General features: G+C 36.1%; 14 protein-coding genes. 12 read left to right on the forward strand and 2 right to left on the reverse strand.

What is annotated here, in order from left to right; all coding sequences use genetic code 11:
- Positions 1-119: 119 nt before the first annotated feature.
- Complete coding sequence (gene ctaA / locus DM800_RS14655; protein ID WP_001188735.1) at positions 120-1,055, reverse strand: heme A synthase; 936 nt, start codon at positions 1,053-1,055, stop codon at positions 120-122.
- 496 nt (positions 1,056-1,551) lie between these two features.
- Here ctaA and ctaB point away from each other — a divergent pair, with 496 nt between their 5' ends.
- The 7 genes from ctaB to DM800_RS14690 all read left to right on the forward strand — a co-directional run bounded on the left by ctaB (position 1,552) and on the right by DM800_RS14690 (position 8,691).
- Positions 1,552-2,475 (forward strand): protoheme IX farnesyltransferase, encoded by a 924-nt coding sequence (ctaB, locus tag DM800_RS14660; protein ID WP_000017546.1) that lies wholly within the window; start codon positions 1,552-1,554, stop codon positions 2,473-2,475.
- 93 nt (positions 2,476-2,568) lie between these two features.
- Positions 2,569-3,618 carry a cytochrome c oxidase subunit II gene (gene coxB / locus DM800_RS14665; RefSeq protein WP_000745278.1) on the forward strand — a complete coding sequence of 350 codons (1,050 nt, stop codon included), beginning with the start codon at positions 2,569-2,571 and terminating at the stop codon, positions 3,616-3,618.
- Between the two features lie 60 nt (positions 3,619-3,678).
- Positions 3,679-5,514: a cytochrome c oxidase subunit I gene (gene ctaD, locus DM800_RS14670; protein WP_170956742.1), complete on the forward strand. Its 1,836-nt coding sequence runs from the start codon at positions 3,679-3,681 to the stop codon at positions 5,512-5,514.
- Entirely contained in the window at positions 5,514-6,137 is a 624-nt protein-coding gene (gene ctaE, locus DM800_RS14675) for a cytochrome c oxidase subunit III (RefSeq protein WP_000557858.1), read from the forward strand. Before ctaD ends, ctaE begins: the two co-directional genes overlap by 1 nt.
- Before the next feature lie 3 nt (positions 6,138-6,140).
- A complete protein-coding gene (gene ctaF / locus DM800_RS14680) occupies positions 6,141-6,473 on the forward strand; it encodes a cytochrome c oxidase subunit IVB (protein ID WP_000985692.1) in 333 nt (110 codons plus the stop codon).
- Positions 6,474-6,558: 85 nt separating this feature from the next.
- Positions 6,559-7,464: a cytochrome c oxidase assembly factor CtaG gene (gene ctaG, locus DM800_RS14685; RefSeq protein WP_000069010.1), complete on the forward strand. Its 906-nt coding sequence runs from the start codon at positions 6,559-6,561 to the stop codon at positions 7,462-7,464.
- Positions 7,465-7,692: 228 nt separating this feature from the next.
- Positions 7,693-8,691: a formamidase gene (locus DM800_RS14690; RefSeq protein WP_000535797.1), complete on the forward strand. Its 999-nt coding sequence runs from the start codon at positions 7,693-7,695 to the stop codon at positions 8,689-8,691.
- A gap of 46 nt (positions 8,692-8,737) precedes the next feature.
- Here DM800_RS14690 and DM800_RS14695 read toward each other — a convergent pair whose 3' ends face one another.
- The gene (locus tag DM800_RS14695) at positions 8,738-9,103 is read right to left on the reverse strand and encodes a YugN family protein (RefSeq protein WP_001160938.1); all 366 of its coding nucleotides are present in this window, start codon (positions 9,101-9,103) and stop codon (positions 8,738-8,740) included.
- Between the two features lie 206 nt (positions 9,104-9,309).
- Between DM800_RS14695 and DM800_RS14700 the strand changes: the two genes are divergently transcribed.
- The 5 genes from DM800_RS14700 (at position 9,310) to DM800_RS14720 (ending at position 12,459) form a co-directional block, all read left to right on the forward strand.
- Positions 9,310-10,344, forward strand: coding sequence for a CAP domain-containing protein (locus tag DM800_RS14700; RefSeq protein ID WP_000735384.1), 1,035 nt, complete (start codon positions 9,310-9,312; stop codon positions 10,342-10,344).
- A gap of 187 nt (positions 10,345-10,531) precedes the next feature.
- Positions 10,532-10,981, forward strand: coding sequence for a YlbD family protein (gene ylbD, locus DM800_RS14705; RefSeq protein ID WP_001143337.1), 450 nt, complete (start codon positions 10,532-10,534; stop codon positions 10,979-10,981).
- An 11-nt stretch (positions 10,982-10,992) separates the two neighbouring features.
- A complete protein-coding gene (locus DM800_RS14710; RefSeq protein ID WP_001200991.1) occupies positions 10,993-11,238 on the forward strand; it encodes a YlbE-like family protein in 246 nt (81 codons plus the stop codon).
- 82 nt (positions 11,239-11,320) lie between these two features.
- Positions 11,321-11,893 (forward strand): histidine phosphatase family protein, encoded by a 573-nt coding sequence (locus DM800_RS14715; protein ID WP_033657734.1) that lies wholly within the window; start codon positions 11,321-11,323, stop codon positions 11,891-11,893.
- Between the two features lie 116 nt (positions 11,894-12,009).
- Entirely contained in the window at positions 12,010-12,459 is a 450-nt protein-coding gene (locus tag DM800_RS14720; RefSeq protein ID WP_000634355.1) for a YlbF/YmcA family competence regulator, read from the forward strand.
- Positions 12,460-12,563: the final 104 nt, after the last annotated feature.

Below are 12,563 nucleotides of genomic sequence, written 5' to 3' on the forward strand. Positions count from 1 at the left end.
CATAAAAGCCTGATTGGTGCGGGCTAATAATCAGTGGGGGGTGAAGACCCCCACTGATTAAAGTTTCACTTTATTGCAAAAAATACCTTGCCAATTCAGCAAGGTATTTTAATTTAAATTTATTTTGTTTGTTTAGAAGTTGATTCAGCTTCTTTTGCATTCACTTTACTTCGTGTACCTAACATAACTAAATAGCATAGTACAGCAAACAAGCAAGAAATGAATAGTGAATGTAATAATGCCATTACTAAATTAGCATTTGTAAATACGACTAAAATTCCTACGATAGCTTGAAGTGTAACAAGGATAAATGAAATGATCCATCCCCAGTATACGACAGGCTGCTGCTTGTAATGGCGAATAGCGAGAATCATCGCGTATAGTATCCAAGCGAAAATTAACATCGCTGCAACCCTATGTCCCATTTGAACCCATTCATGTAGTTGAGTTGGCATAGGTCTATTTTTGCTACATAAAGGAAAGTCTGGACAGGCTAAGCTAGCTCGTTCGTGACGTACTAAAGCACCTGTGTAGACGACAATATAACTGTAAATTGTTACACCATAAATATGAAATTTCATTTTTTTGTCCATAATAAGTGAACGTGCATCAAATTTCTGATCAATTTCAAAGATAAGACACGTTAATAAAATGACAGAAGCAAATGAAATTAAGGAAATACCGAAATGGATAGCAAGTACAGCTGGCATTTGTCCCCAAACAACTGCTGCCGCTCCCATTAATGCTTGCGCAACTAAAAATACGAAGGATAAAATTGCTAACGTTTTTGTTTCGCGCACATGTTTATAATATTTCCAGGACAAAATACAAAGGAGAGTGACAAGAATTCCTGCTGATCCTGATGTAAGGCGGTGACTTAGTTCAATAATAGTTTCCATTGATAAATTAGATGGAACAAATTCACCGTTACAAAGTGGCCATGATTTACCGCACCCTTGGCCAGAACCTGTTTTTGTAACTAAGGCGCCTCCTAGTAAAACTATTAATAAATCAAGACTCGTAATGACTGCTAACCATTTAATAAAGCGTTGCAATCTATTTCACCATCTTTCTGCTATGAAGTTATTGCGAAATATTTTCATTCCATTATGTATAGAATAAAAAGCGCTAGTTCCTATGATATATAAAAAATAATAAAATAGCAAAGAAATGGCGGGGGCAGACAGGGGAGAGAAAATGGGTGTGGAAATAGGATATATAAGGGGATTTTTAGGTGAAAAACAGGCTATTTTGAAAAGATATGGGGAGAATACGTGTTAAATATGACAAAAAAGTTTATTATAGAAGGTAACATCATGTTATGATAAGGACAAGTAAGAATTAAGTTTTTATATTCGACACAAAAAGTTCATGTTTTCTTCACAAAATGTTCGGGAAATATGATTTAATATATTGGAGTATGGGCGTAGATTAGTAGTAGAATGGATTAACAATATTTCTACTGTAATAATATTGCTATATAGAAGCGGAATATTTCATTCGAAATAGGCGCAAAAAGAAAGATGAAAGTTTTAAGAGGGGGTTAAAGTGATGAGCCATGCAACAAGTGAGCTGCATGATGAGTCAGCTGTTACAAGTGTACCGGAAACAACTCGGCTACAAGATTTATCAGCGCTCGTTAAAATGGGGATTGTAAACTCAAATACACTTACTGTATTTACAGGATTTTGGTTGGCATTACATTTTAATGGATTAAGTGTGATGGACAATCTGGATAAGTTATTCTTTACAATCGTTGGTTCTGGATTAATTATGGCAGGGGTATGTTGTTTAAATAACTACATTGATCGAGACATCGACCCGTTAATGGAAAGAACAAAAACCCGTCCAACAGTTACTGGGAAGTATAAACCGGGATTTGCACTTACATTTGGACTAGTTATATTACTTCTTGGATTTGTATTTTTATTATTAACAACACCAATGGCAGTATTAATGGGGTTTATTGGTGCTTTCACATATGTTGTCTTATATACGTTATGGACAAAGAGAAAGTATACACTAAATACTGTTGTAGGTAGTATATCTGGAGCAGTTCCACCTTTAATTGGATGGGCAGCAATCGATCCATCTTTAGGCCATCCAATTGCTTGGATGTTATTTTTAATTATGTTTATTTGGCAAATCCCACATTTCCTCGCATTAGCGATGAAACGTGTTGATGAATATCGAAATGCAGGAATTCCAATGCTTCCTGTAGTTCATGGATTTGAAATTACGAAACGCCAAATTATGATTTGGACAGTATGTTTATTACCACTACCATTTTATATGAGTGGACTAGGGATAACATTTATGGTAATTGCAACATTGTTAAACATCGGATGGATCGTTTTAGGATTTTATGGCTTCCGTAAGCAAGATGACATCAAATGGTCCGTACAAATGTTTGTTTATTCCCTAAATTATTTAACAATCTTATTTGTATCAATGATTGTAGTTACATTCTTCTAAGACAACGACATAATTGGATTTCTTTACGTTGAGATTTACTTTACTTAACTATAAAGTACAATCTAATTCACAAGGAAAGTGGGGGTTGTTTGTATGAAGAAACAGTGGCGACTGCTTTCGTTCGTTTCACTGCTGGCTTTACTGTTAGGGGGATGCGGTAAAGCCTTTCAATCTACTTTAATTCCGCAAGGAGAAGTAGCAAAAATGCAATATGATTTGCTCTTACTAGCAACTGCGATTATGGTAGGAGTAGTACTAGTAGTTACTATTATTTTCTTATATGTAATTGTGCGTTTCCGACAAAAGAAAGGTCAGGAAGATTATATTCCAGAGCAAGTTGAAGGGAATCACAAACTAGAAATTATTTGGACAGTTATTCCGATTATTCTTTTGTTAATCTTAGCTGTTCCGACGGTTACATATACATTCAAACTTGCTGATGTAAGTGCGATGGAGAAAAAGAATATTGATAAAGATACTATCGTTGTTGATGTAACAGCGAATCTTTATTGGTGGGAATTTTCTTATAAATCAGAAAAAATAGTAACTTCTCAAGATTTAGTCATCCCCACAGGTAAGAAAGTGTATTTGAATTTGAAGGGTGCCGATATTAAACATTCGTTTTGGGTTCCATCTTTAGCTGGGAAAATGGATACAAATACAGACAATGTGAACAAAATGTGGTTAAAGGCAGATAAATCGGGCACTTATAATGGTTTTTGTACAGAATTTTGCGGCCCATCACATTCTTTAATGCAATTCAAAGTGAAAGCTTTAGATGAAAGCGAGTACAAAAAGTGGCTTGCTGATATGAAGAAGATTGATGGGAAGAAAGAAGTAGCTTCAACAAAGGCGCAAGAGGGCCAAGAAATATTTAATAAAAGCTGTATTGGTTGTCACGCAGTTGGATCTAATGATAGTAGACCACCTTCCGCTCGTATCGCACCAAACTTAGCAAACTTTGCGGATCGCGATATGGTTGCCGGTATTGCCGAAAACAATGAAGAAAACTTAAAAAAATGGCTGAAAGATCCTGAAAATATGAAACCAGGAAATAAAATGACTGGTAAATATGGCAACTTAACGGATGATCAAATTGATGCATTAAATGCATACTTACAAACGTTAAAAGTTGAAAAGTAAAGAGGGATTATTCGCGAAGGGGAGGTTGAAAACGTGAGTTCTGTAGCAAAAAAACAGGGGATGGGTGCTGTCATATGGGATTATTTAACGACAGTAGACCATAAAAAGATTGCCATTCTCTATTTAATTGCAGGTGGATTGTTTTTTATAATAGGCGGAATAGAAGCTCTATTTATTCGCCTTCAATTAGCGATTCCTAACAACGCTTTTCTTGTTGGGGATGCTTATAATCAAGTATTAACGATGCACGGTACAACAATGATTTTCCTCGCAGCTATGCCACTCGTGTTTGCATTTATGAACGCCGCTGTACCACTTCAAATTGGTGCACGTGATGTAGCGTTCCCGTTTTTGAATTCACTCGGATTTTGGTTGTTTTTCTTTGGTGGAGTATTTTTAAATTTAAGTTGGTTTTTAGGTGGAGCACCTGATGCAGGCTGGACATCTTATGCATCTTTAGCTTTAGCCTCTAAAGGCCATGGTGTTGATTTTTATGTACTCGGCTTGCAAATCTCCGGTATTGGTACATTAATTGGAGGTATTAACTTCCTTGTAACCATTATTAATATGCGTGCGCCAGGAATGACGTATATGCGTATGCCGATGTTTACATGGACGACATTTGTAACATCTTCTCTAATATTATTCGCTTTTCCGCCGTTAACTGTAGGATTAGGACTTTTAATGTTAGATCGTTTATTTGGAACAAGTTTCTTTAATCCAGCATTGGGCGGGAATACGATTATATGGGAGCATTTATTCTGGATTTTCGGTCATCCAGAAGTATACATTCTTATACTCCCAGCTTTCGGAATATTCTCAGAAATCTTCGCGACATTTTCGAAAAAACGATTATTTGGTTATTCGTCGATGGTGTTCGCGACAGTATTAATTGGATTCTTAGGATTTATGGTATGGGCGCATCATATGTTTACTGTTGGACTTGGTCCAGTTGCAAATGCTATTTTCTCAGTTGCAACAATGGCGATTGCAGTACCGACCGGTATTAAAATATTCAACTGGCTCTTTACGATGTGGGGAGGAAGTATTCGTTTTACGACACCGATGATGTGGGCAGTAGCTTTCATTCCATCATTCGTAATGGGTGGAGTTACAGGTGTTATGCTAGCATCTGCACCAGCGGATTATCAATTTCATGATAACTATTTCGTAGTAGCTCACTTTCATTATGTAATTGTCGGCGGTGTTGTATTTGGTTTACTTGCAGGAGCTCATTATTATTGGCCACTGATGTTTAATAAAGTATTGAATGAAACGTTAGGAAAGATAACATTTTGGCTATTCTTTATCGGTTTCCATTTAACGTTCTTCATACAGCATTTCCTTGGTTTAATTGGTATGCCACGACGTTACTACACATATCTTGAAGGCCAAGGGTTGGAAATGGGGAATATGATTAGTTCTATTGGAGCGGTATTTATGGCTCTTGGAACGATTGTTCTTCTATTCAATGTAATTAAAACGACAGTTTCAAAAGAAAAGGCTGGTCGTGATCCATGGGATGCACGTACATTAGAATGGACAATGCCAGCACCAACACCAGAATATAACTTTAAACAATTACCATTTGTTCGCGGGTTAGATCCGTTTTGGATTGAAAAACGTGAAGGGAATAAAGAGATGACAGCGGCGGAACCAATTGGTGATATTCATATGCCAAATCCATCGTTTTCACCATTTATCATTTCTTTAGGATTGTTTATAGCGGCATTCGGTGCAATGTATATGCAGGGTGGAAAAGATAAGTTTTGGTTATTAGTAGCAATTATCGGTTTAATCATTACATTTGGTACAATGTTCCTACGTTCAGTAATCGATGATCATGGATATCATATTCATAAGGAAGATTTAGAAGATAAGGGGGGCAAGGCATAATGCATGTAGATGAAAAATTAACGAATGAAACATTTCCAGCAGAGCCTGAAAAAGCAACCCTTGAGGGAAAAAATAAGTTCGTCGGTTTTTGGTTATTTCTTGGAGGCGAAACAGTATTGTTCGCTTCCTTGTTTGGCACATATTTAGCGTTAAAGAATTCTACAAATGGTGGACCAACATCTCAAGAGATGTTCCAAATGCCACTCGTTTTCATTATGACGATGCTTTTATTAACGAGTAGCTTAACGAGCGTATATGCGATGTATCATATGAAAAACTTTAACTTTAAGAAAATGCAACTTTGGCTATTAGTAACAGTGTTGCTAGGTTTAGGGTTTTTAGCATTTGAGATATATGAGTTTTATCATTATACGCATGAATTTAAGCATACTATGAGAAGTAGTGCATTTGGTTCCGCGTTTTATGCTCTTGTTGGTACACATGGTCTCCACGTATTGTTTGGATTATGTTGGATTTTAACATTAATCTTTAGAAATGCGAAGAGAGGTCTAAATTTATACAATGCACCGAAGTTTTATGTTGCATCGATTTATTGGCACTTTATTGACGTAGTTTGGGTGTTTATTTTCACTGTAGTATATTTGATGGGAATGGTGGGATAAACAATGGCGATAAAGCAAATGAATAATCCTAAAGTTGATCTTGTTTATCGGAAGAGAAAAAGTGCGGAGGAAATGAAGCATCAAGTTATTACATTTGCATTAATGATTTTTTTAACATTAGTTGCATTTGCAGCAGTCGCATATCCGAAAACTTTTAGTCCGACTTTCTCAGTACCATTTATTTTACTATTAGCAGTGGTACAAGTAATTTTTCAATTGTATTATTTTATGCATATGAGTCATAAAGGACATGAAGCGGCAAGTTTCTTTCTTTATTCTGGTCTGTTGATCGGGTTAATTACAATTTTAGCTTTTATGACAATTGTGTGGATTTGAAAAGTGAAGAATAAGGGAGCTTGTGTCGTCACAGCTCCCTCTTCATGTTATGTGAAAGGATAACCTTAAGAAGGTAGGTGTGACAATGAGTAACTTGTGGATATTTGGTTTTCAAGCTCTATGGAGTCCAATCTTTTTACTATTTATGCTTTCGATCCTTATCGGGTACTTTTTAATTATTGGGCCATATAGAATGCGATTTGAACATGCGAAAAAGGTAAGTAAGAAGCAAGTTTTTTATTTTACGACCGGGATTGTTCTTTTGTATTTTGTAAAGGGAGGGCCTATTGATTTAATCGGTCATATTATATTTAGTGCACATATGTTTGAAATGGCAGTTATGTATATTGCAGTTCCACCGTTATTGTTGCTTGGTATACCAGTTTGGTTATATCGTTATATTACTTCTTTTAAGTTCGTTCAAATTATATTGAAGATATTTGCTAAGCCACTTATTGCATTGTTTGTATTTAATGGCCTGTTTTCTTTTTATCATTTACCAGTTGTTTTTGATACAGTAAAACAAAGTCAAATTGCTCATCCTATTTGTCTCGCTATATTGTTCTTTACGGCAATCATGATGTGGTGGCCGATGCTAAATCCATTACCAGAATATCAAACGTTAAGTGATATAAAGAAACTGGGTTATATGTTTGCTAACGGTATATTATTAACGCCAGCTTGCGCGTTAATCATTTTTGCGACGGCGCCATTATTTGCAACGTATACGGATCCGGCTGCTTGGATGAAGGCGATGGAACTATGTGTACCAGCGGGAACTTTATCGGATTTAAATATAACTGGACCAGAATTTTTACACTGGATGCCAGTCGTACAAGATCAACAAACAGGTGGCATCATTATGAAAATTGTCCAGGAAATAGTGTACGGTACGATTATTGGTTATGTATTTTTTAGGTGGGCACGTAGAGAGCGTGAAAAAGATAAAGAGCAGTTGCAACAATTACCGCCATATTTACAGACTAAGTAAAAAAGTGTATGGGTTTCCATACACTTTTTTAGTTTTAGTAAACTATAAAAAGATTGAATTTTCAATTTATTCATGTTAAGTTAGTGTAGGCATGTACTAAAAGTGGATATAAGATTTACTACTAGCTTTAATACGTAATGATTCCATGTGTAGTGCAAGTTTTTTAGAGAGTTACAAATTTATATTGTTATCTTTAATAAACAAGAACTATTTTAAGGGGGAATTTAAATGGGTAGTAGTGGAAGTATGGTAAAGCCAATTAGTGGTTTTTTAACAGCATTAATACAATATCCAGTACCGGTAGTAGAGTCACGTGCAGACATTGATAAACAAATTAAACAGATCATAAAAACAATTCATTCAACTAAATCAGGGTATCCTGGATTGGAATTGATAGTATTTCCAGAATATAGTACACAAGGGCTTAATACAAAAAAATGGACTACAGAAGAGTTTTTATGTACAGTTCCTGGGCCAGAAACAGACTTGTTTGCTGAGGCATGTAAAGAGTCTGAGGTATATGGTGTTTTTTCTATAATGGAAAGAAACCCTGATGGTGGAGAACCGTATAATACAGCAATAATTATTGATCCACAAGGTGAAATGATTTTGAAGTATCGTAAGCTAAATCCTTGGGTGCCAGTCGAACCTTGGAAAGCTGGAGATTTAGGCTTACCTGTTTGTGATGGACCTGGAGGAAGTAAATTAGCTGTTTGTATTTGTCATGATGGTATGTTTCCTGAAGTAGCTCGTGAAGCAGCTTATAAAGGTGCAAATGTCTTGATTCGTATTTCTGGATATAGCACACAAGTTAGTGAACAATGGATGTTAACTAATCGTTCGAATGCATGGCAAAACTTAATGTATACATTGTCAGTGAACTTAGCGGGTTATGATGGGGTATTTTATTACTTTGGTGAAGGACAAGTTTGTAATTTTGATGGGACTACTTTAGTGCAGGGACACCGAAATCCTTGGGAGATTGTTACTGCCGAAGTATATCCAGAGCTAGCAGATCAGGCTAGATTAGGATGGGGTCTCGAAAATAATATATATAATTTAGGTTCAAGGGGATATGTAGCGACTCCTGGAGGGGTGAAAGAAAACCCGTATACGTTTGTAAAAGATTTAGCTGAAGGTAAATATAAGGTTCCTTGGGAAGATGAGATTAAAGTAAAGGATGGAACTATTTATGGGTATCCAGTCAAAAAGACGATTCATTCTTAAGTAAGATAAATAGAAAAAGCGCATCAATATGATGCGCTTTTTCTATTTACTCAATGATTTGGAACTCTTTTAACTCTTTTTCGATATTTTGTAGGAGTTGTTCGCTTTTTTGAAGTACATTCGTTGGGAAAGTTTCACCATCACCATATTCAACGCCGTGAGGATAATAATGTTTTCCTAATAAGGGAGGAAGTAGCTTTATTTCAGCGTGTCTGCTACCAACATCACCTTCAACAGCCAAACCTTGTACGCGCAAATAATAAATATCATTTAATATTTCAAATTTATAATCGTATGTAACTCGTTCATAATCCCACTGTCCAGCAAGTACAAAATGGTTCTTTTCCATAATCTCTGTTAATAGTGTTAAATCAACGACTGCCCCATTAAATTTCGTATTTGTAAATTGCATATAATACCTCCTCTTTTCATGTTACATCATTATTTTTATAATAGTATGAATAATAAGAAAGTGCAATTCATATTGAGAGAAAAGGTAGAATCCAGACTTTTTTTGCGAAAATATGATATAGTGAAAAGAGTACGGTACACACAAAAAAGGAAAGAAAAGGATTTGTGTATATCTCAATTTTATGTTTTGTGCAGGAGGTATATCGATTGAAGAAATTATTGCGTATCGTAATGATTACATTTTTAATTTTAGCTGTTGATTTATACGGGAAATTACTCGTTTCACAATATATATTAACCCCATCTCAATCAAAGCAAGAAAATAAAATTGTGAAAAAGAAAAAACAAGTAAATGAAGACTCTTCCGATACTGTTTTAAATATGATTGGTGGGGACTCTGAAAATTTATTAGCAAAATGGGGCGAACCATCTCGAATAGAGCCATCTGCTTACGGATATGAATGGTGGGTATATAATCAAGATTTAACTAAGTATGTTCAATTTGGAGTTGCAGAACGAAAAGTTGTAACGGCGTATGTTGCTGGTGAGCAGGTTAAGGTGCCGCCTTATTATATAAATGAAAAGTATGAAGAAGTGTATAAAAAGAATCCACTCTCGCATGAGATTTCGTTAAAAAGAGGGAAAAATAGTTATCAATTTGAGTTATCTGACACGGAAGTGATGGAACAACCATTAATACCTGTAGAAGATGGCTGGGCACAATTATATTTTGATCATTTTACACATGAGCTTGTTGGTGTTCGTTATATGGATGATGAAACGTTATTACGCCAAAGACCGTATCAGCTTGTTTATTCGGGTGAATTACTAGCTGAACAACCATTGACTCCAGATAAAATGAAACAAATAGAGAATGGGAATATGCAACAAATTTTTGATTTAACAAATATTATTCGAAGTCGCCATAAGTTACCGCTGTTAGCTTGGGATCAACAAACAGCAGAGGTGGCTATAGGGCATAGTAAAGATATGAAGGATAATAATTACTTTTCACACGATTCACCTACACTAGGTACGTTAGGAGATCGTTTACAGCGCGGGAAAGTAGGGTTTCAACTTGCTGGTGAGAACATAGCGGCGCAACATAGTGATGGAATTGCGGCGGTGCAAGGTTGGTTAAATAGTGAAGGGCATAGAAAGAATGTATTAAATGAACAATTTACAGGATTAGGTGTTGGGGTATACGATAAGTTTTATACACAAAACTTTATTCGAAAATAAAGTGAAATTTTAAGTTGTGTAGGGGAAACCTCACGTTTAAGTACTTCGTATTCACTGAAGTGTAGGTCGGAATCTTACCGTATGCAAATAGCAGGATAAAAAGGTGCATGAATCGTCTAAAAATAGGCGAACCATGTGCCTTTTTTTTTCTTACTATATAGTAGATATACATGAAGAGGTGAGGATTATGCCAACAACAAAAGGACCGTTACATCCATCGGTTCAACAGTTTAAAGAGTTTGTAAACCATCACCCTAAAATGGTTCATGAGGTTAGAAGTGGTCACAAAACTTGGCAACAGTTTTATGAAGAATGGTACTTACTTGGTGAAGAAGATCCGATATGGGCAACTTTTAGGCCTGATGGAGCGCCAGCTTTTTCTTCGGTAAAAGAAAATAAACAAGAAAAAGAAAAAGAAAAAGATAATCGAACTGAAGAGGAAAAAACTGCTGATGTGATGGGACAAATGCTTTCTTTCTTTAAAAAGCTAGATGTGGAACAGATGCAACACCATTTAGCTAATGTGACGAGTGCTATTGGTAGTGTGCAACAAGTTTTTCAACAATTTCAAGGGAAGCCCGCGCGGCAAGAAGAAAGTACTTCCGAAAATAATCCATTTTTCTTTCAGAAGGATTAGGGGGAAAGCGGATGAGAGCAGAAATTATGGAGTTTATAAAGGCTGATGAGGATTTATCTCGCTATATTAGGGAGCAACCGTACTGGTATAGAAAACTAACGCGAAACCCTGAAGAAAAAGAGGCATTTGAGTTAGCGGCTATGCAGCATTTCAAAAAAACGATACCAGATAAAGTTGAGAAATTTCAAAACCAATTGGCAGTTGCCTCCATTATGATCGATATGTTTCAGTATATGAAGCAGCAAAATACAACATAATTGGAAGGGAAAACTATGTCCGTCATGCAGAACTTTTGATACAATAGAAGCGGATTATTTAAAAAGGAGTTGCAGCATGAGCATGACGGAAATTTGTTTAGTACGACATGGACAAACTGATTGGAATTTTCAAGAGATTATTCAGGGACGTGAAGATATTCCACTTAATGAAGTGGGAAAGAAGCAAGCAAGTCAAAGTGCAGTTGCTTTGCAAGCGGAAGCATGGGATGTAATTATAAGTAGCCCATTAATTAGAGCGCACGAAACAGCTAAGGAAATTGCAGGGGCTGCAGGATTGCAATCGATTTTATTAGATGAGCGATTTGTTGAACGTAATTTTGGTGAAGCTTCTGGGAAGCCGGTTGCGACTGTTAGGGAGCTAATTGCAGAAGGTAAAGTAGAAGGTATGGAGCAAGATGAAGAGATTGTAACCCGTTGCTTTGCTGCTATAAAAGATGTTGCAGAAACCCATTCTGGCAAACGTATTATCATTGTAGCTCATTCACATGCGATAAAAGCAATTTTACATGCAATTGCACCGGAAGATATTTCGTTTAAGACACCATTAAAAAATGCATGTATTAGTTATGTGAAAGAAAATAGTGGGAAATGGGATGTTCTGAAATATAATATTGCGGAACATATTAATGTATAAGTATGTGCTGGGATTATACGGAAAATAGTTAGAGTGATATCTTTCTGTTTAGTGAGACACTTCAATTAGTAGTTCTATTCTAAATGTGGTATGATGAATACTCGGAGGTGTCTCTCATGATTGTAGCGACGCTGGAAAGCGTATTGATATTAGATAAGGCAGAGCAGCTTGCAAAAGCGATTATCTGTTCAGATATAGCAGAAGACTATCGTAAGTGTTATAAAGAATTGCATGAAGATATGGAAGTTCAGACGTTAATTCAGCAATTTACAGCGATGAAAGAACGATATGAAGAAGTGCAACGTTTCGGTAAATACCATCCTGATTATACTTTCGTTTCGACGAAAATGAGGGAGTTAAAGCGTTCTGTAGACTTACATGATAAGGTTGCAGCTTTTAAAAGAGTAGAAACAGCTTTGCAAAAGTTGTTAGATGAAGTTAGTGTAGCAATCGGTTCTGAGGTATCTTCTTCCATCAAAGTTCCAACAGGAAATCCATTTTTTGATGCTGGTGGCTGTGGTGGCGGTTGTGGTACCGGCGGAGGTTGTGGCTGTAAAACGGGGTAAATTACCCCGTTTTTTAGAAGATAGAAGAAAACGTATACAGAGTTTGTCCTGTAATGTCATAAATTTCTGATTGGTTTTCATAAAATATAAAATATATGTTTTTA

Origin of the sequence: Bacillus sp. AY18-3 (assembly GCF_008042305.1) — a bacterium.
In the GTDB taxonomy this organism is placed as follows: domain Bacteria; phylum Bacillota; class Bacilli; order Bacillales; family Bacillaceae_G; genus Bacillus_A; species Bacillus_A wiedmannii.